Source organism: Pseudomonas sp. FYR_7 (assembly GCF_043106155.1).
Taxonomy (GTDB): Bacteria; Pseudomonadota; Gammaproteobacteria; order Pseudomonadales; family Pseudomonadaceae; genus Aquipseudomonas; species Aquipseudomonas parafulva_B.
Map to the genome: position 1 here is coordinate 88,287 of NZ_JBICMI010000047.1, position 25,522 is coordinate 113,808.

At 61.8% G+C, this 25,522-nt stretch carries 19 protein-coding genes; 7 read left to right on the plus strand and 12 right to left on the minus strand.

Translation table 11 applies throughout. The features are described from left to right. Window positions 1-104: 104 nt before the first annotated feature. Window positions 105-1,544, minus strand: a complete 1,440-nt coding sequence (locus ACF8R3_RS11190) for an IclR family transcriptional regulator C-terminal domain-containing protein (RefSeq protein ID WP_392515605.1) — start codon at window positions 1,542-1,544, stop codon at window positions 105-107. Window positions 1,545-1,610: 66 nt separating this feature from the next. Here ACF8R3_RS11190 and ACF8R3_RS11195 point away from each other — a divergent pair, with 66 nt between their 5' ends. The 4 genes from ACF8R3_RS11195 to ACF8R3_RS11210 all read left to right on the plus strand — a co-directional run bounded on the left by ACF8R3_RS11195 (window position 1,611) and on the right by ACF8R3_RS11210 (window position 5,897). Then, complete coding sequence (locus tag ACF8R3_RS11195; protein ID WP_392515606.1) at window positions 1,611-3,119, plus strand: MFS transporter; 1,509 nt, start codon at window positions 1,611-1,613, stop codon at window positions 3,117-3,119. A gap of 10 nt (window positions 3,120-3,129) precedes the next feature. Then, window positions 3,130-4,104, plus strand: a complete 975-nt coding sequence (locus ACF8R3_RS11200; protein WP_392515607.1) for a hydroxyacid dehydrogenase — start codon at window positions 3,130-3,132, stop codon at window positions 4,102-4,104. A gap of 25 nt (window positions 4,105-4,129) precedes the next feature. Beyond that, window positions 4,130-4,768 carry an RraA family protein gene (locus ACF8R3_RS11205; RefSeq protein WP_058637585.1) on the plus strand — a complete coding sequence of 213 codons (639 nt, stop codon included), beginning with the start codon at window positions 4,130-4,132 and terminating at the stop codon, window positions 4,766-4,768. A gap of 130 nt (window positions 4,769-4,898) precedes the next feature. Beyond that, complete coding sequence (locus tag ACF8R3_RS11210; RefSeq protein WP_392515608.1) at window positions 4,899-5,897, plus strand: DUF2314 domain-containing protein; 999 nt, start codon at window positions 4,899-4,901, stop codon at window positions 5,895-5,897. A gap of 128 nt (window positions 5,898-6,025) precedes the next feature. Here ACF8R3_RS11210 and ACF8R3_RS11215 read toward each other — a convergent pair whose 3' ends face one another. From ACF8R3_RS11215 to mtnA, 9 genes are all read right to left on the minus strand, one after another. Next, a complete protein-coding gene (locus tag ACF8R3_RS11215) occupies window positions 6,026-6,961 on the minus strand; it encodes an AEC family transporter (protein WP_196121850.1) in 936 nt (311 codons plus the stop codon). Between the two features lies 1 nt (window position 6,962). Continuing rightward, a complete protein-coding gene (locus tag ACF8R3_RS11220) occupies window positions 6,963-7,838 on the minus strand; it encodes a carboxylate/amino acid/amine transporter (protein WP_058637583.1) in 876 nt (291 codons plus the stop codon). Between the two features lie 153 nt (window positions 7,839-7,991). Beyond that, entirely contained in the window at window positions 7,992-9,668 is a 1,677-nt protein-coding gene (gene rpsA / locus ACF8R3_RS11225; RefSeq protein ID WP_003252673.1) for a 30S ribosomal protein S1, read from the minus strand. A gap of 124 nt (window positions 9,669-9,792) precedes the next feature. Next, window positions 9,793-10,479, minus strand: a complete 687-nt coding sequence (gene cmk / locus ACF8R3_RS11230; protein WP_058637582.1) for a (d)CMP kinase — start codon at window positions 10,477-10,479, stop codon at window positions 9,793-9,795. Then, the gene (locus ACF8R3_RS11235) at window positions 10,476-12,716 is read right to left on the minus strand and encodes a bifunctional prephenate dehydrogenase/3-phosphoshikimate 1-carboxyvinyltransferase (protein ID WP_392515609.1); all 2,241 of its coding nucleotides are present in this window, start codon (window positions 12,714-12,716) and stop codon (window positions 10,476-10,478) included. The genes cmk and ACF8R3_RS11235 overlap by 4 nt, the downstream gene beginning before the upstream one ends. Before the next feature lie 77 nt (window positions 12,717-12,793). After that, on the minus strand, window positions 12,794-13,888 hold the full coding sequence (pheA, locus tag ACF8R3_RS11240) for a prephenate dehydratase (RefSeq protein WP_058605607.1): 1,095 nt from the start codon (window positions 13,886-13,888) through the stop codon (window positions 12,794-12,796). Next, a complete protein-coding gene (serC, locus tag ACF8R3_RS11245) occupies window positions 13,888-14,973 on the minus strand; it encodes a 3-phosphoserine/phosphohydroxythreonine transaminase (RefSeq protein WP_058637580.1) in 1,086 nt (361 codons plus the stop codon). Before serC ends, pheA begins: the two co-directional genes overlap by 1 nt. A gap of 136 nt (window positions 14,974-15,109) precedes the next feature. Next, window positions 15,110-17,875, minus strand: coding sequence for a DNA gyrase subunit A (gene gyrA, locus ACF8R3_RS11250; protein ID WP_023533831.1), 2,766 nt, complete (start codon window positions 17,873-17,875; stop codon window positions 15,110-15,112). Window positions 17,876-18,264: 389 nt separating this feature from the next. Continuing rightward, window positions 18,265-19,341: an S-methyl-5-thioribose-1-phosphate isomerase gene (mtnA, locus tag ACF8R3_RS11255; protein ID WP_392515610.1), complete on the minus strand. Its 1,077-nt coding sequence runs from the start codon at window positions 19,339-19,341 to the stop codon at window positions 18,265-18,267. A 357-nt stretch (window positions 19,342-19,698) separates the two neighbouring features. Here mtnA and ubiG point away from each other — a divergent pair, with 357 nt between their 5' ends. The 3 genes from ubiG to ACF8R3_RS11270 are packed head-to-tail and all read left to right on the plus strand — an operon-like array spanning window position 19,699 to window position 21,838. Continuing rightward, window positions 19,699-20,397, plus strand: coding sequence for a bifunctional 2-polyprenyl-6-hydroxyphenol methylase/3-demethylubiquinol 3-O-methyltransferase UbiG (gene ubiG / locus ACF8R3_RS11260; RefSeq protein ID WP_058605610.1), 699 nt, complete (start codon window positions 19,699-19,701; stop codon window positions 20,395-20,397). A gap of 2 nt (window positions 20,398-20,399) precedes the next feature. Beyond that, the gene (mupP, locus tag ACF8R3_RS11265) at window positions 20,400-21,071 is read left to right on the plus strand and encodes an N-acetylmuramic acid 6-phosphate phosphatase MupP (protein ID WP_058637578.1); all 672 of its coding nucleotides are present in this window, start codon (window positions 20,400-20,402) and stop codon (window positions 21,069-21,071) included. 26 nt (window positions 21,072-21,097) lie between these two features. Next, window positions 21,098-21,838 (plus strand): YciK family oxidoreductase, encoded by a 741-nt coding sequence (locus ACF8R3_RS11270; protein ID WP_078478915.1) that lies wholly within the window; start codon window positions 21,098-21,100, stop codon window positions 21,836-21,838. 103 nt (window positions 21,839-21,941) lie between these two features. Here ACF8R3_RS11270 and ACF8R3_RS11275 read toward each other — a convergent pair whose 3' ends face one another. Together ACF8R3_RS11275 and ACF8R3_RS11280 are read right to left on the minus strand one after the other, a co-directional pair. Further along, window positions 21,942-22,727, minus strand: a complete 786-nt coding sequence (locus ACF8R3_RS11275) for a TenA family transcriptional regulator (RefSeq protein WP_058637576.1) — start codon at window positions 22,725-22,727, stop codon at window positions 21,942-21,944. Window positions 22,728-22,761: 34 nt separating this feature from the next. Continuing rightward, window positions 22,762-25,218, minus strand: coding sequence for an EAL domain-containing protein (locus tag ACF8R3_RS11280; RefSeq protein WP_392515611.1), 2,457 nt, complete (start codon window positions 25,216-25,218; stop codon window positions 22,762-22,764). Between the last annotated feature and the right edge of the window lie 304 nt (window positions 25,219-25,522).

The following is a 25,522-nucleotide window of genomic DNA, read 5'->3' on the forward strand; positions in this document are numbered from 1 at the left end:
TGATACCAGTCGGTGCGCATCCCTGCGTACCGCTTGGTGCGGCATGCCAAGTCCGCGCATGAACACTTCAAACGTAATACCTGTACAGGGCCTGGCGACTCGGCTTACTTCACCAACGAAAGCAGCTGGCCTATGCGCCTGGAGGCCACCTTCATTTTCTCTACCAGGGCCGGTACGTCGCATTCCTCTTTTCGATACTGAGGAATCGTGGCAGAGATCGAGCCCGCAACCTGCCCATCAATGAAGAATGGAACCCCAATACCGAACGCGCCGAGAACCCTTTCGCCGTCACCCATTGACCACCCCCGCGCCCTGATTGAGTGCAGGTCGGCCCGTAACGTGGCGTGTGAAGTAATCGTCGCATCGGTAATCCTCTCCAACTTCAACTCATCAGCGACCGTTGCAGGCAAATAGGCGAGCACAGCTTTACCGGCGCCCCCTGCATAAAGCGGAACATCCACCCCCGTTTCGAGTTTGTACTGGATAGGCCGCCAGCCTTGAATCACCTCCATGAATTGGGCTTTTGAGGTGATGCCATCGTACGAGAGGCATGCAATCGTCTCTCCCGTTTCTTTTACAAGGGCATCAACAATGGCCTTGCAGAGCTGTACCGGGGAACACTTTTCACTGCCCAGCAACGCGGCCCATTGGTATAGACGCGCGCCGGGATAAATCACTTTTTCATCGGTATGAATCAAGTACTGCGAGGAGGCGGATTCGATAATCTTCCTTGCAGTTGCCCAATTGCAGTGCAGTTGCGCGGCCATCCCTGACGAATATCGGTAGCCGTTGGGCTCAGCGCAGACTAACTGCAACAGCCTCTCGAGTCGGGCAACGGTAGAGGTATCGCCGTCGGTGAGCACTTCGGGTTCACTGCTGTCCGCCTCCGTGAACGCCAGTGACAAGCGCTCGGCAGCCACTTCAAGCGTCGTGGTTGGAGAACGCCACGCCTTATCATCGACACCGCCAAGGTCGTGAAGCGACAGCGCAATCACAAGCCCCTGTGCCAGTTGCCTGACGACCACCGCAGCAGCCGGAGGAAACTCGGATTCGGCGATGCCTTGCAGCGGGTGCTTGGACGCGGGGCGTGCCGAGTCATCACCCTGCCCTGGGTGCTTGCAAAGGTGTTCACCCAAGGCTCGACCGATATCGCCGAACGCCAAAGGAAAAAGGCTGCCGTTCCTAGGTTTGAAGAACAGGGTTGCCGGCGCCTCGCCGCAGTGCAGGACGTAATAGCCGTTCAGGTGTGGGGCATACACCGACAGCAAGGCTGCCCGCCTGGCACTGTCGGCCAAGCCATCGAGCACGACCCGCGCCCTATCCAGTAGTGCACTGCGGTGATTCAAGGCGTGCATCAGGACCTTTAAACGTGGGCCGACTCGGTACTTTCCCACCCCTTCCTCAACCGCAAAGCCCCGCTCAACCAAGGCCACCAGGATGCGGTTGATGGTGCTTCGGCTTTCCTTCAGGGCGCTGGCCAGCTCCCTGACGCCCCAAGCTTCGCCATCCACTCGTCTGACCAGCGCATCGAGCACCTCGATCACTCGACCGTGACTGGACGTGGCTGCGGGGGCTCTGGAAGCCGCATGTTCAAAAGGCGCGTTAGACATTTGTTCGGCTTGCTGGGCATCGGAAAGGCCCCATTTTGTGCCGGTTTCGAGCTGCAGAGCAATCGCTGCCCGTTGACAACCAGGCTGAGTGCACGGATTCTTGAAAAAACAAAACAGGACACTGTCCCATTTTTTGAAATACTAGTGATCCTCCACTGGAGTAACGTCATGAATAACAACAATACGCTGACAGAGCCTGTTGCCATGCCCGAGCCTGGCATCGAACGCAAGACGAAAGCCAAGAAGGCCACTGCCGCAGCCGTATTCGGCACATTCGTCGAGTACTACGACTTCAGCATCTACGGCTACCTTGCCGCGACCTTGGCCTTGGTCTTCTTCCCATCGGACGACCCGACCACCGGCCTGCTCAATACCTTCCTGGTCTTCGGCTCGGCATTTCTCGTGCGCCCACTCGGTGCAGTGGCGTTCGGCTGGCTTGGCGACAAGGTCGGACGTCGAACGAGTCTGATTGCCAGCATTACCTTGATGGGTGCGGCCGCGACGCTTATCGGCCTGCTGCCTGGCTACGCACAGATCGGCGTCTGGGCGCCCATCCTTCTCGTCGTACTTAGTATGCTGCAGGGGTTTTCGGCCGGTGGAGAAATCGGCGGCGCGGCCAGCTATATCCGCGAGTGGGCTCCCACTCATCGTCGCTCACTCTACATCTCCTTCCTGCCATCGATTGCCCAGTTCGGCAAAGGCCTGGCCGCAGCCATCGCGGGCCTTGCGGCTGCATGGCTGACCGACCCGCAGATGGCTGAGTGGGGTTGGCGCATTCCGTTCCTGCTGGCCATGCCGCTGGGAATCATAGGCCTGTGGATGCGCCTTGGTATCGAGGACAGCCCGGAGTTCGAGTCGAAAAAAGCCGACGAGCACAACGTCCACAGTGCTCCTTTCGCTGAGCTGGTGCGTGACTATATGCGCCCGCTCACCAAAGTCATGATGATCTCCCTGGTGCAGAACATTGGCACCTATATCGGCACCGTTTTCATCGCCGCCTACTTCAGCTCGATCCTTGGCTACTCCAAGGGTCAAGCGTCCACCATCGTTCTTGTGGCGGTCAGCTTTGCAGCACTGATGATCCCGCTGGCAGGCCACCTGGGCTCGATCATCGGCAGTAAAGCCGTGCTGCGCTTGGCCTATCTCGGCTACGCGCTGCTCTCTGTGCCATCGTTCCTGCTGATGCAACAAGGCCAGATCACCCTCGCCATGGCCGGTTTGGCCCTAGGGATGATCCCATATGCCCTCTGCCTGGCGGGCACGTATTCGGTCATGCCTGAGTTCTTCCCTACACACGTACGCCACACCGGCGTCGCCTTTGGTCACAGCGTGGGCGCCGTCATCGGCGGCGGCATCGGGCCTTTCATGGCCACGTGGCTGATCGGTGCCACCGGCAACTCTACAGCCCCCGCCTTCATCCTGAGCGGCGCTGGTCTTCTCGGCCTGGTCGTGTTGTGGACCGTCCGCAATCACGGCAACGCCGACGCCAAAAAACATCAATTCGCCTGAGTACTCCAGCATGCCGCTTATCTACGTCACCAGTCCCATTCACGAAACCATCCTCTCCCGCCTTTCGGCCATCGGAGAGGTACGCCTGGGCTACGGCCCCAATGCCATCGATTACGAAGAAATTCGTCTTCAGGTCGATGCCGTGTTTTTGCGGGGTGGGCACATCAGCGCGGACATGATCGCGGGTTCGCCGAAGCTGCGGATCGTTGCGCGCCATGGCGCCGGCTACGACAACGTCGACTACGAAGCAGCCGCCGACCATGGTGTCTGGGTCACGAACACCCCAGGGGCAAACCAGCGCAGCGTGATCGAACATGTCTTCGCATTACTCCTGTGCTTGTGCCGCAAGCTACCGCTGGCTTGCGAGCAAACCCGCAACCGGGTCTGGGCTGAAGACCGCCTTGCACTTACCGGCGTCGAGCTCGAGGGTCGCACACTGGGCCTGGTGGGGTTTGGCAACATAGGTTCAAGCGTTGCACCCGTAGCTGAAGCCTTCGGAATGAACGTGATCTTTACCGATCCGCGCATCGACCTAAGCTCGGACAGTCGCTGGGTCGACTTCGATACCCTGCTGTCCACGGCTGATGTGGTAAGCCTACATGTACCCCTGCTGGAAACCACGCGCAACCTGATTGGAGCATCTGAATTCGCGAAGATGAAAGATGGCGCGGTACTGATCAACACCAGCCGTGGCGGCGTGGTGGACGAGCAGGCACTGATCGATGCCCTTAACAACGGCAAGCTTGCAGGTGCCGGCACCGATGTCCTCGCTGCGGAGAACATCGACATGATCAAACCGTTCGACCACGTCACGCCAGACATTGCCAACACACCAAACCTGATCGTCACCCCCCACGTGGCCGGCCAGACGGAGGAATCGCTGTTGCGCGTCGGCATGAGCGCCTTGGAGGCGATTGCCGCCGTCTTCGAAGGCAAAGCGCCTGCGCACCCGGTCAACCAACCTGTGCCGAAGTCGTTCAGCTGAGCCTATTTACAACTGGAGATAGCCAATGTTCATCAATGTGTCCGATGAGTCGATCAGTGTGAATGCAAGTTGGGAAAGGGCTGATCTGACATTGATAGAGGAAATTTCACACTATCCTGTGGCACTCATCGGCGATGTGCTCCAGCGCATGGGCATGATGGCTTCAGCGATTCGCCACACCGCGGGCAGGCCTGTGTTTTTCGGCACCATCTTGCCGCTGAACACACGCGAGGGGGACAACCTCGCGATCCACCGGGCCTTGGACGAAGCACGTCCCGGAGATGTATTGGTCATCAATGGCAACGGTGAAGTGAACCGCTCGGTGTTCGGTGACTTGCTGGGGGAGATCTGTCTGGCCAAGCAGGTTGCCGCGGTGGTCATCGACGGCGCGGTACGTGATGTCGAAGAACTCGACAGCATGGGGTTGCCGGTCTACGCCCGGGCGGTAAACCCGGCCGGCCCTTCAAAGTGGGGCCCTGGCCAGGTGGGCATTCCGGTCGCCTGCGGTAATGTGGTCTGCCACCCTGGAGATGCCATCATCGGGGACCGCGACGGCATTATCGTCATCGCTCGCACTTTGCTGCCCACTCTCGCCGAAAGGGTCAGACAGCAAGAGGCTTATGAAAGCAGCTTCCGTGAAAAAGTGCGGGCCCACGTGCGCTGAAAGGCGTTTACCCAGAGGGCTGATGCTGTCGTCGAGCACGCGTGCATGACGCGCGAACCAGCCCCGTGCTCTTCGGTCTGATGACCTTAATACCCTACGTCATCAACACGCACTCACACGGATGTACCCTATGACCGAGCAAATCATCTACCCGGCCGACGACAACAGCCCTGCCCTTCAAACCGCCATCGCCAATGCGCAGGCCACGTTCAAGTTTTTCTGGCGCGAGCTTTCCTGGGAGGCACGCCGGATTATCAAGGGCCTGGACATGGCCGCCGTGAAGATGGCTTTTCCGGTCCACGGTGATGATCCGGAACTGCCAACCGTGGAGAACATGTGGCTCAGCGAGGTGGCGTTCGACGGCGTCTCGATCAGCGGCGTGCTGCTCAACGAACCGGAATGGGCCACGGGCTTCGATGCATCGCAGCGGGTGACGCTGCCGTTTTCGGCGCTCACCGACTGGATGTACGTGTCTGCCGGCGAGGTCTATGGAGGCTTCACCATCGATGCGATGCGCAGCGAGATGCCCGCAGCCGAACGTGCTGAACACGATGCGGCCTGGGGCCTGCAATTTGCTGAGCCCGGCTTCGTGGCGCTCGTACCGGCGCCCAAAGGGCAATCCCAGGTGTTGCTCTCGCGGGCTCTGGATACGCCGGCCGACGCACAAGCGCTCAAGCAGCTGGAAGAGGCTGACCATCCCATGGCCGTGAACATGGTGGCGCAGGTGCACGATGCACTGGTGCAACACCCTGCCATGGTCACCGATCCCGATGAGGGCGGTTGGTTGCTGCTGCACCGCGAGACGTTGGCGGGCAACTACCCGGTGGTGAGTGCTCTGCTTGAGCACGGGGCCGACACCTCGGCGCTCAACCCGTTGGGGCAAACGCCGTTGCAATTGGCCGAGCAGGCAGGATGGCCGCGACTGATGCGACTGTTGCGCGGGGAAGAGGCACCGCTGGCAGCGCCGCAAGCCCCTGCCCAGCAGGCGCGATTCGCTGAACCTGACAAGGCGCAGACGCACACCCGGCCACACGCCCAGACGCAGCCACGGGAACACAGCCGGTCCCGCTGGATGATCGTGGCTGGCGTGGTAATCGTGGTGGTCATGATCTGGCTGCTGGCGCGCTAGCGGCCTGCCCGACGGTCCAGTAGCGATGTCGGTGAGGCGTTCTGGACCAGCGCCTCACCTCAGCGTTCTGGGCCCGGCCAGCGTCTTGCTGAACGCGACCCGAATCTGTAAACGTTTGAATCGCTCATTCACTGCGCATACCCCAATATGTACAGCAGCGCCGTCAAGGTGAGCAGCGAGACTACCGTTGACCAGAGAATGGTCCTGGATATCAACCCCGCATCCCGGTTGTAGTACTCCGCCAGCATGAACGGCCCAGTACCGGTGGGCAGCGCGGCCAGCAGCACGGCCGAGGCGGCCCACATCTCGGGCAGGTGAAACACCTTGTAGGCCAGCACCCACGTCAGCGCCGGCTGGCCGACCAATTTCAACACTACCAGCGGCCAGGGGCTGGCCTGTGCGCGCGGCTGTTTCTCTGCCAGAAATGCTCCGAGCGACACCAATGCACAGGGCGTGGTGGCCAATGCGAGCATGTCGAGCAAGTGCATCACCGGTTCGGCCAGCCCCAGCCCGGTCATGGCCCACGCTGCACCTGCCAGCGGCGCGACGACTAGCGGGTTCTTGGCCAGTGCCCTGAGCACCAGGCCCACGGCGCGGCCGACCTCGGGCTCATCCTGCAAGCCGATCTCGATCAACATCAGCGACAGAGCAAATACCAGGCAGACCACGATCAACGACGAAATCAGCGCTGGCTGCAAGCCAGGCTGACCGAACAGCAGCAGGCACAAGGGAATGCCGATGTAGCCGGTATTGGCGTAGCCGGCACTCAGCCCATCGATGCTCGACGCCACTAATCCATGGCCGCCACGCAGCCGCCACAGCAGGGTAATCGCAAACATCCCCAGCGCCCCGGCGCCAAATGCGGCGATGAACCCAGGGTGCCAGATTTCGGCCCAGGTGGCCGTGGCGGTGACCTTGAACAGCAAGGCCGGCAGGCACAACCAGACCACCATCTTGTTGATTTCGGCCGCCGCCTTGTCGCCCAATTTGTTGGTGCGGCGGCACAGGTAGCCGACGATGATCAAGGCGAAGATCGGTGCAACAATCACGAAAACGGTATGCATGTCAGGCTTTGCCGGGCATCGGAGCTTGTGCCCGTCCACTGAAACGGCTTAGCCATACAGATCCCAGAATAATGGCACCGCCTGCCAGAAGCCGTCCAAGCGGTTCATGCTGATTCCAGATCAGCAGGTTGAGCAGCAGCCCCACCGGCACGTGCAGGTTGTTCATGACGGCAAGTGTGCCACCCGATACCAGGCAAGCCCCCTTGTTCCACCAGTACAGGCCCAGCGCCGTGGGGCACAGCCCCAGAAACACCAAGACGCCCCATTGCACCGGGGTGCTGGGCAGGTGTGCGCTGTTGCCGAACAACACGAACGCCGGTAGGACCACCAACAGCGCCCCCAGGTAGAAATAGCCAAACCGTGCATAGTGCGGCAGGTCGCTGGGGAACCGGGCAACTAGATGCCGATACAACACTTGGCCCGCGGCATACGTGAAGTTGGCCAACTGCAGCAACAGGAAGCCCATGAAAAATTCGCCACTGATGCTGTCGAAGCGAATCACCGCAGCTCCGGCCACAGCCACCAGCGCTGCCACCAGCGCCCATGGGTTGAACCGCCGATTCATGGCGTCTTCGATCAGAGTCACGTGCAGCGGTGTAAGAATGGTGAACAGCAACACCTCGGGTACGCTGAGCACGCGAAAGCTCAAGTAAAGGCACACGTAGGTGATGCCGTACTGCAAGGCGCCTATCAGCAGCATCGAGCGCACAAAGCGCGGTTCTACTTGCCGCCATCGGGTCAACGGCAGAAAGACCAAGCCCGCCAGCACCACGCGGGCAAGCACGGCAAAATAACTGTCGACGTGACCGGCCAGATACTCGCCTATCAAGCTGAAAGAGAACGCCTGGATAAGCGCGACGATGATCAGATAGCCCATGGTTGTCTCTCGAAAATCAAGGTCGGGACCTTAGCGGGTTGAGGCAAGCGAGTTCAACCACGAAACACGTAGGGTCACACCCCAAGCAGGCGCAGATAACGCCCATAAAAAAGGGCGACCCGAGGGTCGCCCTTTCTACCGATCAAACAGAACTCAGTTCTGCTTGGCCATTGCTTCGCGCAGCAGCGCAGCCATGGTGGTATCGGCAGCCGCTTCCGGAGCGTTTTTCAGGCTCTGGATGGCTTCACGCTCTTCAGCGTCGTCCTTGGACTTGATCGACAGGCTGATGACACGCGATTTGCGGTCAACGCTGATGATCTTGGCTTCGATCTCTTCGCCTTCCTTCAGAACGTTACGCGCGTCTTCAACGCGGTCACGGCTGATTTCGGAAGCTTTCAGAGTGGCTTCGATGTCGTCGGCCAGGGTGACGATGGCACCTTTGGCGTCAACTTCTTTCACGATGCCCTTGACGATAGCGCCCTTGTCATTGACAGCAACGAAGTTGGAGAACGGATCGTCTTCCAGCTGCTTGATGCCCAGGGAGATGCGCTCGCGCTCTGGATCGACCGACAGGATGACGGTTTCCAGCTCGTCGCCCTTCTTGAAACGACGTACGGCTTCTTCGCCGGTTTCGTTCCAGGAGATGTCGGATAGGTGAACCAGACCGTCGATGCCGCCGTCCAGACCGATGAAGATACCGAAGTCGGTGATCGACTTGATGGTACCGGTGATCTTGTCACCCTTGTTGAACTGGCCGGAGAAGTCTTCCCATGGGTTGGACTTGCACTGCTTGATGCCCAGGGAGATACGACGACGCTCTTCGTCGATGTCCAGAACCATGACTTCCACTTCGTCGCCAACCTGAACGACTTTCGACGGGTGGATGTTCTTGTTGGTCCAGTCCATTTCAGAAACGTGTACCAGACCTTCAACGCCTTCTTCCAGCTCAGCGAAGCAGCCGTAGTCGGTCAGGTTGGTTACGCGAGCCTGTACGCGAGTACCTTCTGGGTAACGGGCAGTGATAGCTACCCACGGATCTTCGCCCATCTGCTTCAGACCCAGCGAAACGCGGTTGCGCTCGCGGTCGAACTTCAGAACGCGTACGTCGACTTCGTCGCCAACGTTAACGATTTCCGATGGGTGCTTGATACGCTTCCAAGCCATGTCGGTGATGTGCAGCAGGCCGTCGATACCGCCCAGGTCCACGAATGCGCCGTAGTCGGTGAGGTTCTTGACGATACCTTTGACTTGCTGGCCTTCCTGCAGGGTTTCCAGCAGGGCTTCGCGCTCGGCGGAGTTCTCGGCTTCCAGCACGCTGCGACGGGAAACGACAACGTTGTTGCGCTTCTGGTCGAGCTTGATGACCTTGAATTCCAGCTCTTTGCCTTCCAGGTGGGTGGTGTCGCGCACTGGGCGGACATCAACCAGGGAGCCCGGCAGGAACGCACGGATGCCGTTAACGTCGACAGTGAAGCCGCCCTTAACCTTACCGTTGATAACGCCCTTGACCACTTCTTCGGCGGCGAAAGCTGCTTCCAGAACAATCCAGCACTCGGCGCGCTTGGCTTTTTCACGGGACAGCTTGGTTTCGCCAAAGCCGTCTTCGACCGCGTCCAGCGCAACGTGCACTTCGTCACCGACCTTGATGGTCAGCTCGCCAGCTTCGTTGTAGAACTGCTCGAGCGGGATGACGCCCTCGGACTTCAGGCCAGCGTGTACGGTAACCCAGTCGCCGTCGATGTCGACAACGATACCGGTGATGATCGCACCCGGCTGAAGATTGAGGGTTTTCAGGCTTTCTTCAAAGAGTTCTGCAAAGCTTTCGCTCATTTTAATTCCTGTAGATTCGGGCGAAACAGACGCCCATCGCCACATTCCAGACAATGTGGGTTTCGTTTAGATAAAGGAAAGCGGGCAGGACGTTGACTGGTGCCCCTGCCTGCCTTCCTGGTTATCAGAGGAGATCGCGCAAGGCGAGCTCGCTCCTGATACGTTGCAACACCTGCTCGATGGACAACTCGGTTGAGTCCAACTGAATGGCGTCGGCCGCAGGTTTTAGCGGGGCCACTGCACGTTGGGTGTCGCGCTCGTCACGCGCACGAATCTCATCCAGCAGACTCGACAGACTAACATCTTCACCCTTGCCCTTCAACTGAAGGTAACGGCGGCGGGCACGTTCCTCGGCACTGGCGGTGAGAAACACCTTCAGCGGCGCGTCCGGAAACACCACCGTGCCCATGTCACGACCGTCGGCGATCAGGCCTGGCGCCTCGCGGAAGGCGCGCTGGCGCACCAGCAGTGCATCACGCACCGCAGGCAGCGAAGCGACCATCGAAGCGCCGGCACCGACGGTTTCGGTGCGGATCACGTTGCTGACATCCTCACCCTCGAGAATGATCTGCTGCAGTTTACCGGGCTCGGCGGCAATGAATTGCACATCCAGATGGGCGGCAAGTTGGGTCAGCAGTTCCTCATTGGTCAGGTCCACGCCGTGGTTGCTGGCATTGAAGGCCAGCAGACGGTACAGCGCGCCCGAATCCAGCAGCCGCCAACCCAGCTCGCGTGCCATCAGACCGGCCACGGTCCCCTTGCCGGAACCACTGGGTCCATCAATGGTGATGACCGGCGTCAAGGTGCTCACGACTTATCCTCTTCGGCCACGCGGATGCCAACCTCAGCGCACAGCGACAGGAAGTTGGGGAACGAGGTGGCGACGTTGGCGCAGTCATGGATACGAATCGGCGCGCTAGCGCGCAGCGATGCGACGCTGAAGGCCATGGCGATGCGGTGGTCACCGTGCCCGTGCACCTCACCACCGCCCAGTTGCCCGCCGTCGATGATGATGCCATCGGGGGTGGGCTCACACTGGATGCCCAGGGTGATCAAGCCGTCGGCCATCACCTGGATGCGGTCGGACTCTTTAACCCGCAGTTCTTCGGCACCGCGCAGCACGGTACGCCCTTCAGCGCAGGCAGCGGCAACGAACAGCACGGGGAACTCATCGATGGCCAGCGGCACCAGCTCTTCAGGGATATCGATGCCCTTGAGCTTGGCACCGCGCACGCGCAGGTCGGCCACCGGCTCACCACCGACTTCACGCTGGTTTTCCAGGGTGATATCGCCACCCATAAGGCGCAGGATGTCGATGACGCCGGTACGGGTGGGGTTGATGCCGACATGTTCGAGCACCAGCTCCGAACCCTCGGCAATGGACGCCGCCACCAGGAAGAACGCTGCCGACGAAATGTCCGCTGGCACTTCGATGCGAGTCGCGGTCAGCTTGCCGCCAGCTTGCAGCGAAGCGACCGGGCCGTTGGTTTCGACCGAATAGCCGAAGCCGCGCAGCATGCGCTCGGTGTGATCACGGGTCGGCGCAGGCTCGGTGACGGTGGTCTTGCCTTCGGCGTACAGGCCAGCCAGCAGCAGGCAGGATTTGACCTGAGCACTGGCCATCGGCAGGGTGTAGGTCAGCGCCTTGAGTTTGCTGCCGCCACGAATGGTCAGCGGCGGACGGCCGTCCGGACCGGTCTCGACCACAGCCCCCATTTCGCGCAGCGGGTTGGCCACCCGGTTCATCGGGCGCTTGGAAAGCGAGGCGTCGCCGGTCATGGTGACGTCGAACGACTGGCCGGCCAGCAGGCCCGACAGCAGGCGCATCGAGGTACCTGAGTTGCCCACGTACAGCGGGCCAGGCGGTGGCTTAAGGCCGTGCAGGCCGACGCCATGAATGGTCACGCGGCCCTGATGAGGGCCTTCGATGACCACGCCCATGTCGCGAAAAGCCTGCAAGGTCGCCAGGGCATCTTCACCTTCGAGAAAACCCTCGACCTCGGTGGTGCCTTCGGCCAGCGAGCCGAGCATGATCGAGCGATGGGAAATCGACTTGTCGCCCGGTACGCGGATTCGCCCATTCAGGCGGCCACCGGGTTGGGCCAGGAAAATCAGATCGTTGGCGTTCATAGCGTCCACATAGGCCCGGCGGGCCAGGATTTTACTGAAATGCTCGCGGGCAAACCGAGCGCGGGTGAAAACACCCAGCAGCTGGTGCCCGTCCCCTTCAGCGATCGCGTCGCGCAGGGCGTCGAGATCACTGCGATATGTATCGAGTGTGCGCAGGACAGCGTCGCGGTTGGCAAGAAAAATGTCATGCCACATGGTCGGGTCGCTACCGGCGATTCTCGTGAAATCGCGAAAACCTCCCGCAGCGTACCGGAAGATGTCCAGGTTTTCATCGCGCTTGGCCAGCGAATCGACCAGCCCGAAGGCCAGCAGGTGTGGCAAGTGGCTGGTCGCGGCCAGCACTTCGTCATGGCGCTCGACCGGCATGTGCTCAACGTCAGCCTCCAGCGTACGCCACAGGCGATCGACCAAGGCCAGCGCTGCAGGGTCGGTTTCGGCCAGCGGCGTGAGGATGACCTTGTGCCGACGGAACAGGCTGGCGTTGGACGCCTCCACCCCGCTCTGCTCGGAGCCAGCGATGGGGTGGCCAGGCACGAAACGCGACAAGCGCTCGCCAAGCACCGAACGCGCTTCGCGCACGACGTTGCCCTTGGCACTGCCAACGTCCGTGATCACGGCCTCACCCAGATCGAGCCGGGCCAGGCGCGCCAGAACTTTCTCCATGGCTAGAATTGGCACGGCCAGTTGGATCACATCGGCGCCAAGGCAGGCCGTGGCCAGGTCCTCTTCGCAGCGGTCGACCACGCCCAGGGCAACGGCCTGCTTGCGCGACGGCGCATCGAGGTCGACGCCGACCACTTCGCGGCACAGGCCGCTTTCACGCAGGCCTTTGGCGAACGAGCCACCGATCAGACCGAGGCCGACCACTACCAGGCGGTCGATGATCGGGGCGGGTTTGGTGTTTGCTGCTTTTACCACTGGTATGAACCCTGTACGAAAATCGAGGCAGTCCATGAGGACTTACGGGGCCGTGCACCGACCCGGAAGGTTGCGCGTCAAAGCACCGCCTTCGGATAAGACCCCAGCACTTTCAGCGCCACCGCCTCCTGGCTGATCTGCTCTAGCACCGCCTTGATCAGCGGATCGCGGTGATGGCCGACGAAGTCGATGAAGAACACATAGGTCCACTTGCCACTGCGCGAAGGCCGGGTCTCGATGCGGGTCAGGTCGATACCATTCTGGTGGAACGGCACCAACAACTCGTGCAGTGCACCGGGCTTGTTGCTCATCGAGACGATGATCGACGTCTTGTCGTCCCCGGTGGGCGGCACTTCCTGGTTGCCGATCATCAGGAATCGCGTGGCGTTGTCCGGACGGTCCTCGATTTTCTCGGCAAGACGGGTCAGGCCGTACAGGTTGGCCGCCATGTCGCCTGCGATGGCCGCCGAGTTCCACTCACCCTTGACGCGCTTGGCAGCCTCGGCGTTGCTCGACACCGCCACACGCTCGACGTTGGGGTAATGGGCATCGAGCCACTTGCGGCACTGGGCCAATGACTGGGCATGGGAATAGATGCGACTGATGCTGTCGGTCTTGGTGTTCTCGCCCACCAGCAGGTGGTGGTGAATACGCAGCTCCACTTCGCCACAGATCACCATGTCGTGCTCGAGGAAGCTGTCGAGGGTGTGACTGACTGCGCCTTCGGTGGAGTTTTCCACCGGCACCACGCCGAAGTTCACGGCCCCGGCTGCCACTTCGCGGAACACCTCGTCGATGGCCGCCATCGGACGACTGACCACGGCATGACCGAAATGCTTCATGGCGGCGGCCTGGGTGAAGGTACCTTCAGGGCCCAGGTAAGCGATCTTGAGCGGCTCTTCCAGTGCCAGGCACGAGGACATGATTTCGCGGAACAGCCGCGCCATTTCCTCGTTGTCCAATGGCCCCTTGTTGCGCTCCATCACGCGCTTGAGCACGGCAGCCTCGCGCTCGGGACGGTAGAACACCGGCGCCTCGCCCTCGGCCAGCGACGCGGTCTTGACCTTGGCCACTTCCTGAGCGCAGCGAGCACGCTCGCTGATCAGCTCAAGAATCCTTTCGTCGAGGCTGTCGATGCGCACACGCAGCGCCTGCAGTTCATGCTCGGACATCAACCGTGCTCCTTCTCGAATTCAGCCATGTAGTCCACCAGGGCTTCAACCGCATCCAGGCCCAGGGCGTTGTAGATGGATGCACGCATGCCTCCAACCGACCGGTGGCCCTTAAGGTTGAGCAAACCACGGGCGTCGGCACCGGCCAGGAAGGCCTTGTCCAGGCGTTCGTCGGCCAGGCGGAACGGGACGTTCATCCACGACCGGGCATTGACGCTGATCGGGTTGCTGTAAAACGCGCTGGCATCGATGAACCCGTACAGCAAGTCTTTCTTGGCACGGTTGCGCTGCTCCATGGCGTCCACGCCGCCCTGCTCCTTCAACCACTCGAAGACCAGGCCTGAGAGGTACCAGGCGTAAGTCGCAGGCGTGTTGTACATCGAGCCATTGTCTGCCGAGACCTTGTAATCGAGCATGGTCGGGCAACTGCTGCGGGCATGGCCCAGCAGGTCTTCCCGCACGATCACCACCACCAGCCCGCTAGGGCCGATGTTCTTCTGGGCACCTGCGTAGATCAGGCCGAACTGCGACACGTCGATGGGGCGCGAGAGAATGTCGGAGGACATGTCCACCACCAGCGGCACATCGCCGGTCTGTGGCACCCAGTCGAACTGCAGGCCACCGATGGTCTCATTGGACGCATAGTGCACGTAAGCCGCGTTGGCGGTCAGGTTCCACTCGTTCTGGCCAGGAATGGCCAGGTAGTCGTAGGGCTTGGCGCTGGCAGCCACGTTGACGTTGCCGAAGCGGCGCGCTTCCTCGATGGCCTTTTTCGACCAGATACCGGTCTCGATGTAGTCGGCGGTGCCGTCTTCTGGCAACAGGTTGAGCGGGATTTCGGCAAATTGCTGGCTGGCGCCGCCCTGCAGGAACAGCACCTTGTAATTGGAGGGGATGGACAGCAGGTCACGCAGGTCCTGCTCGGCCTTCTCGGCGATGGCCACGTAGTCGTCGCTGCGGTGGCTCATTTCCATGACCGACAGGCCCTTGCCGTGCCAGTCCAGCATCTCGGCCTGGGCGCGCTGCAGCACGGCATCAGGAAGCGCGGCAGGGCCTGCGCAGAAGTTAAAGGCTCGTTTGCTCACATCCACTCTCGCTCTGCCAAATAGAACAACATCGTAATTCGGTGGCCCAGGCCTGCTTGGGGCCCTTGCAGGCCAAATGCCTGGCTTGATCAGTCAAACGGGGCGACCTTGGTCGCCCCGTTCGGGTTCAGCGCACTTACTCTTGCGGGGCCTCTTCGGCGCCCGCCGCATCTTGCTCGTCAGGAGCCTGGGCCTCCACGCCCTCCTCGTCCAGCTCGATGAGCGCATCGAGCTCTTCCTCAGACGGCTCCTGAATACGCTCAAGGCCCACCAGCGTCTCGTCGGAGGCCAGCTTGATCAGCGTCACGCCCTGGGTGTTCCGGCTCAGGCTGGACACCTCGCCGACCCGGGTACGCACCAATGTGCCTTGATCGGAAATCAGCATGATTTCTTCACCTTCCTGCACCTGGATGGCGCCGATCAGCAAACCGTTGCGCCCCTTGGTACCCATGGCGATCACGCCCTGGCCGCCACGGCCGCGACGGGGGAACTTGGACAGCGGGGTACGCTTGCCATAGCCACGCTCGGACGCGGTGAGGATCTGCGCGCCGGACTCCGGGATCAGCATCGAAATGATCTGCTGGCCCTTGCCTAGCTTCATGCCGCGCACGCCACGGGCGGTACGGCCCATTTCGCGCACCACGCTCTCGGCAAAGCGGATGACCTTGCCGGCGTCGGAGAACATCATGACTTCCTTGGCGCCATCGGTGATGGCCGCCGCGATCAGGGTGTCGCCTTCCTTGAGCTTCAGGGCGATCAGGCCGTTGGAGCGAGGACGGGCGAACTGGACCAGCGGCGTCTTCTTGACGGTGCCGGAGGCGGTGGCCATGAAGATGTAAGCGCCGGTAGGCTCTGCCGCCCACTCGGGGGTGTCGCCTTCTTCCTCGTCCACTTCCTCCACTTCGACCAGCTCGCCTTCGAGCACGGTGTCATCGGCGTCTTCGAGTTCTTCTTCGAGGTCGGCGTTCTGCTGCAAGGCTTCAAGATCGACCTGCAACATGGCGGTGATGCGCTCACCCTCTTCCAGCGGCAGCAGGTTGACCAGCGGGCGACCACGGGCAGCGCGGGACGCCTCGGGGATTTCGTAGGTCTTCTTCCAGTACACCTTGCCCTTGCTGGAGAACAGCAGCAGGGTAGCGTGGCTGTTGGCCACCAACAGGTGCTCGATGTAGTCCTCGTCCTTCACGCCGGTGGCCGACTTGCCCTTGCCGCCACGGCGCTGGGCCTGGTAGGCGGACAATGGCTGGGTCTTGGCATACCCGCCATGGGAAATGGTCACCACACGCTCTTCTTCCGGGATCATGTCGCCGTAGTTGAGGTCGTGGCTGGCATTGAGGATTTCGGTGCGACGGGCATCGCCGTACTCGGCGCGAATCGCTTCGAGCTCTTCGCGGATGACTTCCATCAGGCGCTCGGCGCTGTTGAGAATGCGGATCAGCTCACCGATCTGTTCCAGGATTTCCTGGTACTCGGCCAGCAGCTTCTCGTGCTCCAGGCCAGTTAGGCGGTGCAGACGCAGGTCAAGGATGGCCTGAGCCTGTTCTGGCGAGAGGTAGTACTTGCCGTCGCGCAGGCCATACTGTTCAGGCAGGTCGGCCGGGCGGCACGACTCGGCGCCGGCACGTTCGACCATGACCTGCACGGCACTCGATTCCCAGGCGGTGGACACCAGGGCTTCCTTGGCCTCGGACGGCGTGGGCGAGGCTTTGATCATCGCGATGACCGGGTCGATGTTGGACAGCGCAACCGCCTGGCCTTCAAGGATGTGGCCGCGCTCACGCGCCTTGCGCAGTTCGAACACGGTGCGCCGGGTAACCACTTCGCGGCGGTGGCGCACGAAGGCTTCGAGCAGGTCCTTGAGGTTGAGCAGCCGCGGACGGCCATCGACCAGGGCGACGACGTTGATGCCGAACACGCTCTGCAGCTGGGTCTGCGAGTACAGGTTGTTGAGCACCACCTCCGGCACCTCGCCGCGACGCAGCTCGATGACGATGCGCATGCCGTCCTTGTCGGACTCGTCGCGCAGCTCGGTGATGCCCTCGATCTTCTTCTCTTTGACCAGTTCGGCGATCTTCTCGATCAGACGCGCCTTGTTCAACTGGTACGGCAGCTCGGTCACGACGATCTGCTGGCGACCGCCCACCTTGTCGATGTCTTCGATCTGGGAGCGGGCACGCATGTAGATGCGGCCACGGCCGGTGCGGTAGGCCTCGATGATGCCCTGGCGGCCGTTGATCAGGCCGGCGGTAGGGAAGTCAGGACCGGGAATGTGCTGCATCAGCTCATCGATGGTGACGTCCGGGTTATCGATCAGCGCCAGGCAGCCATCGATGACTTCGCCCAGGTTGTGCGGCGGAATGTTGGTGGCCATGCCCACGGCGATGCCGCTGGAACCGTTGACCAGCAGGTTGGGAATACGCGTCGGCATGACCGCCGGGATCTGCTCGGTGCCGTCGTAGTTGGGCACCCAGTCGACGGTTTCCTTGTGCAGGTCGGCCAGCAGCTCATGCGCCAGCTTGGCCATGCGCACTTCGGTGTATCGCATGGCCGCGGCGTTGTCGCCGTCCACCGAACCGAAGTTGCCCTGGCCGTCGACCAGCAGGTAGCGCAGCGAGAAGGGCTGGGCCATACGCACGATGGTGTCGTAGACCGCAGTGTCGCCGTGCGGGTGGTACTTACCGATCACGTCACCGACCACACGGGCGGATTTCTTGTACGGCTTGTTCCAGTCGTTGCCCAGTTCGCTCATCGCAAAGAGAACGCGGCGATGCACGGGCTTCAAGCCGTCACGCGCATCGGGCAGCGCTCGCCCGACAATCACGCTCATCGCGTAGTCGAGGTAAGACTGTCTCAGTTCGTCTTCGATATTGACCGGGAGGATTTCTTTGGCCAGTTCGCCCATGAGAAGCCTGATTCCTTTTTCTGGTGAAACTTCGCAGCGCCATCAAGGGCCGAACGAAGCTCGCCGCCGCAGTGCACTCGCCCGCGACGACTTACGACAAATCAATGAGTTGTGCCATGGATCTGCGCAATGAAGACCGCCGCACAGCGGGGTCTTGGAAACTGCCGGATATTACCACAACGGCAGGGGTAGTGGGAGATGCGGCAAGCGGCCAGCCGGGCCGCGAATTCATGCCCAGGCCAAGGGGCCCGCGCCGTGGTGCAAGGTAGCCGCGAGCACCACCAGGCCCGCGTTCGACAGCGTGCCCGGCAGGGGCGCCCAGGCATGGAAAAACGCCTGCAGAGGGCCACGCCCGGCAGTCGAGCGCAACGCAACTGCTGTATCGCCTTTCAGTGCAAACGCTTGCGGCACATCATCTGCGCCAGCTTGGCCGTATCCGGGCGTTCGATGATGCCGCGCTCGGTCACGATCACATCGATCAGGTCCGCCGGGGTCACGTCGAAGACCGGATTGAACACCTCCACCTGCGGCGCCACCCGAGTGCCGGCATAGTCGAGCAGTTCATCCGGTTCGCGCTCTTCAAGCGGGATGTCGTCGCCCGTTTCCAGGTTCAGGTCGATACTGCTGCTCGGGGCCACGACCATGAAGCGCACACCATGGTGCATGGCGCTGACCGCCAGTTGGTAGGTACCGATCTTGCTGGCCACATCTCCGTTGGCAGCGATGCAATCAGCGCCGACCACGACCCAAGTGATGCCCTTGGTCTTCATCAGGTGCGCCAGGGCCGAATCGGCGCACAGGGTGACCGGCAGGCCTTCGTTGGCCAGCTCCCAGGCCGTGAGCCGCGAACCCTGCAGCCACGGGCGAGTTTCCCCGGCATAGACCCGCTCCACCATCCCTTCCAGAAAGCCTGCGCGAATCACACCCAGCGCCGTTCCGAAACCGCCGCTGGCCAAGGCCCCGGCATTGCCATAGGTCAGCAGCGTCTGGGCATTGCCCTGGTGCCGACGGATCAGCTCGGTGCCGTGCTGGGCCATGGTCAGGTTGGCCTCGCGATCGCTTTCGTGAATGGCCAGCGCTTCGGCTTCCAGTGCGCCCAGCACATCTTCGCCGGGACGCAGGCGTTGCAGGCGCTCGCGCATGCGGTTCAGGGCCCAGAACAGGTTGGCTGCGGTAGGGCGCGCCTCGGCCAGGAGCATGAAATCCTCTTCAAGGTCCATCTCCCAGTCGCCCCCTTCGGCCAGGCGCTCCTCGGCGGCCAGGACCAGCCCATACGCCGCCACGATACCGATGGCCGATGCGCCACGCACGGCCATGTCGCGAATGGCGGTGGCCACCTGCGCGACCGTGTCGCAGGCCAGCCAGTGCTCCTGGGATGGCAGCAGGCGCTGGTCGAGCAGATGCAGAACGCCGCCCTGCCAGCGGATTCCGGTCACCTTCTCGGCCGCCATAAGTTGCTCGCGCATCACCTCTCCCCGTCGTTCGCGTATCAAAAGCCGGCGATTATAGCGACCCGGCGCCCTGAGCGCTCGGGTATACTTCGGCCTTTTCGAGCGCAAGCTGCGCGCCGCAGACACCCGGCAGCACAAGCAAGGTTGGGCACAGAGCCGCTGGCCGAAGCACCACCAACGCCCGCTCTCTGGCGTGGGCCTGCCAGGCCACGCACAGAAAGCTGCCGCAAGCTCTGCGGGCAAAAGGCTCATGGCGTCTGACAAGACAAGCCTGACGCCGTGCGAACGCTTGGGCCAACGCCACCGTCTGTATGTCATGCACCTTGCAGCTTGCCACGTGAAGCTGATTCCCACGTTTCTGAGGACTGTTCAATGAGCAACGTCGACCGCGCTGAAATCGCAAAATTCGAAGCGCTGGCCCACCGCTGGTGGGACCGCGAGAGCGAGTTCAAGCCGCTGCACGATATCAACCCGCTGCGCGTCAACTGGATCGACGAGCGCGCCCACCTTGCTGGCAAGAACGTGCTGGACGTGGGTTGCGGCGGCGGCATCCTCAGCGAAGCCATGGCCCTGCGCGGCGCTTCGGTGACCGGCATCGACATGGGCGAGGCGCCCCTGGCCGTCGCCCGCCTGCATCAGCTGGAATCGGGTGTGGAGGTCGAATACCGTCAGGTCACGGCCGAGGCCCTGGCCGAAGAAATGCCCGGTGCCTTCGACGTGGTCACCTGCCTTGAGATGCTCGAGCACGTGCCTGACCCCTCATCGGTGATCCGCGCCTGCTACCGCATGGTCAAGCCAGGCGGCCAGGTGTTCTTCTCCACCATCAACCGCAACCCCAAGGCCTACCTGCTGGCCATCGTCGGCGCCGAGTACATCCTCAAGATGCTCCCGCGCGGCACCCACGACTTCAAGAAATTCATCCGCCCTTCCGAGCTGGGTGCCTGGAGCCGCGTCGCCGGCCTTGAGGTCAAGGACATCATCGGCCTGACCTACAACCCGCTGACCAAGCACTACAAGCTCAGCAGCGATGTGGACGTCAACTACATGATCCAGACCCTGCGCGAGGAATAAGCATGCGCCTGCGAGCGGTACTCTTCGACATGGACGGCACCTTGCTGGACACGGCGCCCGACTTCATCGCCATCTGCCAGGCCATGCTCACCGATCGAGGCCTGCCGGTCGTCGACGACGCGCTGATTCGGGGCGTGATCTCCGGGGGTGCACGCGCCATGGTGGCCGCCACCTTCGCCATGGACCCGCAGGCCGAAGGTTTCGAAGCCTTGCGCCTGGAGTTCCTGGAGCGCTACCAGCGCGACTGCGCCGTGCATACCCGCCTGTTCGACGGCATGGCCGAGCTGCTGGAGGACATCGAGCGAGGCAAGCTGTTGTGGGGCGTGGTCACCAACAAGCCTGTGCGCTTCGCCGAGCCGATCATGCAGCGCCTGGGGCTGGCTGAACGCTCGGCCTTGCTGATCTGCCCGGATCATGTAAAGAACAGCAAGCCCGACCCCGAGCCGCTCATCCTGGCCTGCAAAACCTTGGCGCTGGACCCTGCCAGCGTGCTGTTCGTCGGTGACGATCTGCGCGATATCGAATCCGGCCGCGATGCCGGCACCCGCACCGCAGCGGTACGCTTCGGCTACATCCATCCCGAGGACAACCCCAACAACTGGGGTGCCGATGTGGTGGTGGACAGCCCGCAGGACCTGCGTAAAGTCATCGACGGCGCCCTCTGTGGTTGCTGATCACCGCTAACGCCTAAGGATCTGACATGTTCGAATACACTGCCCGCCCCGACCTGCTCAAAGGCCGGGTCATCCTGGTCACCGGTGCCGGGCGCGGCATCGGCGCCGCCGCGGCCAAGGCCTACGCTGCCCTGGGCGCCACGGTGCTGCTGCTCGGCAAGACCGAAGCGAACCTGAATGCGCTTTATGACGAGATCGAAGCGGCCGGGCACCCCCAGCCTGTGGTGATCCCGTTCAACCTGGAAACCGCCCTCGCCCATCAGTACGACGAGCTGGCGGTCATGATCGAGGAACAGTTCGGGCGCCTGGACGGGTTGCTCAACAACGCCTCGATCATCGGCCCACGCACGCCCATGGAGCAGTTGTCGGGCGACAACTTCATGCGCGTCATGCACATCAACGTCAATGCCACCTTCATGCTCACCAGCACCCTGCTGCCGCTGCTCAAGCAGTCCGAAGATGCTTCGGTGGTGTTCACCAGCAGCAGTGTCGGGCGCAAGGGCCGCGCTTATTGGGGCGCCTACGGCATCTCCAAGTTCGCCACCGAAGGCATGATGCAGACCCTGGCAGACGAGCTCGAAGGGGTGGCGCCGGTGCGCTCCAACAGCATCAACCCGGGCGCGACGCGTACGGCCATGCGCGCGCAGGCCTACCCGAGCGAGAACCCTCAGGACAACCCGCTGCCTGAGGAAATCATGCCGGTCTACCTCTACTTGATGGGGCCTGACAGCAAGGATGTGAACGGGCAGGCATTCAACGCCCAGTGATGGGCTGGCCTACCTGACACAGCGTTGTGCATGTGCACTCGTCTCCCCGCCCATCGCCGAGGTGCCAGCGATGGGCGGGGCCTGCATCACGACAGCCGCGCAATCACCCCGCCGCCAACGCCGGGCTCGCCCGCTCGTGCTGGGTGACTTCAAGCTGCATGCACCGCTCCAGGAACAGGTACATGCAGTCATAGCTCTTGCAGATGGCTCGGCGCAACTCAGTGCGCAAGGCCATGCTCGGGTTCTCGCCTACCAGCGTACAGATGATCTCCAGCGCCTCCCACGGGTGGGTGTCGTCATACTGCGCGTGCATCTTCAGCCACTTCATGGCCCGCTTGCGCTGCTCTTCCGGAAAGCCCATCGCGTAGGTGTCGGTGGAACACACCACCGCCGACCACTCCCCGGTGGCCCCTTCGATGGCGTAGTTGGTGGCGGCCATGGCAATGGCCAGGTTTTCCGTGGCACACACACGCCAGCACCAATCGTTGAGGCCATTGAGCTCGGGCGGCACATCCTGGGCCTGCAGGTCGTGCAGGTGAATGCCGTGGGCGTGGGCCCAGTTCACCCAGTAGTCGGCATGGTTGAGCTCCACGCGGATATTGCGCATCAACCAGCGCCGCGCCATGTCCTCGCCTGGGTGCCGGCCATACCGGGTTTTGGTGAGGTTATGGGCCATGTACAACGAGAACTGCTCCACCACCGGCCAGCCACCGATCAGGTACTGGCGAATGGTCGCTTGCTTCAACTTGCCGTCACGCAGACGTCGATACACCTCATGGTCAACCACCCGCTGCTTGCTCTCATGGCAATCGGCAAGCAGTTGCTGGGCCCACTTGGGGTAACTGGCCGGGTCCATCAATGGCCCGATACGAACGAATGCATCAATCACTGTCTACTCCTTGTTCCTTGTGATTTCCAGCTAACTAACGAAACGTGCCAGGTGCCCGCTGCAACAGAGGCCGGGCGGCAATCCGTTGGCGATGCAGACTGTCACAGGTAAATACCAGGGGCCGCTCGATCAGATAGCCCTGGGCATAATCGACACCAATTTCCTGTAACGCTTGCTCGATCATGGGTGTTTCCACGAATTCTGCAATCGTGCGCTTGCCCATGACATGGCCGATATGGTTGATGACTTCGACCATGGCTCGATTCACCGGGTCGTCCAGCATGTCCTTGACGAAGCTGCCGTCGATCTTGAGAAAGTCGACGGGCAGATGCTTGAGGTAGGCGAACGATGACATGCCAGCACAGAAATCATCCAGTGAAAAACGACAACCCAGGCCTTTTAGCTCATTGATGAAGCGGATGGCGCTGCCCAGGTTGGCAATGGCGCTGGTTTCGGTGATCTCGAAGCAGATCATGCGCGGAGGAATAGCATATTCGGCGAACAGGCGCTGCAGGTACTCGAGGAACTTGTCATCGCCGATGCTGGCACCGGACAAGTTGATGGCGCAGGTCGATAGCGGCCCCTGGTGGCCGGCATCTAGGCATTGGCGGATGATGATGAAGACGTTGCGCACCACCCAGCGATCAAGCGCGGTAATCAACCCATAGCGCTCGGCGGCCGGGATGAAGCTATTGGGCAGTATGGTGCGCCCGCTTTCATCGTGCAGGCGCAACAGGATTTCGATGTGGCCAGGCCCCTCGAAGGCCTTCAACGGCGCGATTTCCTGGGCGTACAGACAGAACCTGTTCTCTTCCAGGGCCACGTGCAAGCGCTGAATCCAGGCCATCTCGCCAAAACGAATGGACAGCTCGCTGTCATCGGCGTGGTACACCTGCACCCGGTTGCGCCCCTTTTCCTTGGCCATGTAGCAGGCCATGTCTGCTGCCCGCAGCGACGCCTCGAGGGTGCCGGGGGCCTGGGCGATATGCACCAGGCCGATGCTGACGGTGGTCACGAACGGCCGCCCTTTCCACACGAAATGCAGGCTTTGGACCGTCTGGCGTAGCTGCTCGGCAATCCGCTCCGCCTGCTCGGACGGGCAGTTCTCAAGCAGCACGCCAAACTCATCGCCCCCTAGCCGCGCCAGGGTGTCGCCTTCACGCAGGCCCGATTGCAGCACGGCGCAGATGTGCCGAAGCAGCTCGTCCCCGGCGGCATGCCCACAGGTATCGTTGACCAGCTTGAACTGGTCCAGGTCCAGGAACATCAGCGAATGCCGCCCAGGCTGGCGCGCCAGCGCATTGAGCGCCTGCTCCAGTCGGTATTCGAACTCGCGACGGTTGGCCAGGCCGGTCAGTGCATCGTGCGTGGCCTGCCAGGAGAGGTTGGCGATGTACTGGCGCTCCTGAGTCATGTCGTGCAGCACCAGCACGATGCCATTGACCTGCCCGTCGTTGACGATGGACGAGCCCACCAGATTGATCGACACCGTACTGCCGTCCAGGCGCTGAATCAGCCGCGCATGTTCGGCACCGCCTTTCAAACTGCCACTGAGCACCTGTTCCACCAGGCTGCGGCCCTCGTCCACATCGTGCTCGTCCACCAGGGTGAACAGTGCAGACAACGGCAGGCCCAGCGCCTGGGCGGCCTGCCAGTGGGTCAGTTGCTCGGCCGCCGGGTTCATGTAGCCGATCAAGCCCTCCACATCCGTGGTGATCACCGCATCACCAATAGCCTGCAGGGTGATCTGCGCCCGCTCTTTTTCCTCCTGCAGCGCGTTGGCAAACGCCTGGCGCTGGGCCAGCAGTTTGCTGGAGCGCCGCCAGGCGATGGTGATCAGGATCATCGCGGTCAGCAGGTTGGTGATCAGCAGTACCCGCAGCAAGACACGCGACCCCTCGCCCAGGGCATCGCTGAAGGCCTTGGCAGCCGGCGTCACCCCCTCGTTGATGGTGGCAATGCGGCTTTTCCAGGCACGGATCACCTGCTCATCGACCGGCCCGCTGGCGAAGCGCTGATGCATCTCCCCGGCCAGCACGTTCAGCTTGGCCAGGTAGTCGTCGCCGATGTCCCAGTAATTGATGGCTGTCTGCAGGTAGCTGACGGTGCGAAAGTGACGGTAGAACCAGATGATGCGTTCCACGTCGTCGGGGTGGTTGCCACCTTGCAGGACGGCCTGACGGACCGCCTCCAGGTCCAGACTCGACTGATCCATGAGCTTGCGCGCGCGGTGATCGCCCTGGGGCACCACGATGGCCTGCTGATAGCGGCCATAGGTGGCTTCGTCGCGGGTGGTGGCGTACAGGTTGAGGTAGTAGATGGCGTCTTTTTGCGCTTTGGACCACAAGCTTTCGCCCGCCACGTAGGCACGCACGGCAGAAAGCGTGTAGAGGCTGAGACTACCAAGGGCGACTTGGAAAACCACCACGGCGATGAATGGCCAGGTGAGCCCGAGTAGCTTGGGCGCTTCTTGAGTGCGATGTCCCTTCATGGAGTCCCTGTCACAGAGCAGATAAGGCGCGAATCAACCCAGACAAAGCACAGCGTAGGCCATCTGCCATTAACGCGATGGAAATTTAGGGGCCTGATTTCAGTCAATGATGGCCGCCACGCCTGCTGCCTTGTGGGCGCGGTGTCTGGCTCGCCGGTTTGAGCGTGGCGCAGTGCTGGACATATTGTCGCAGACACCGCATGGACCACGTCAATTAAGTCATGACAGCCTAGCTTTTGATCAACTCAAGGTGCGCAACGCGGGGGCCGAGCTTGATCACCGCGCACGCCGCAGGCCAACCCCT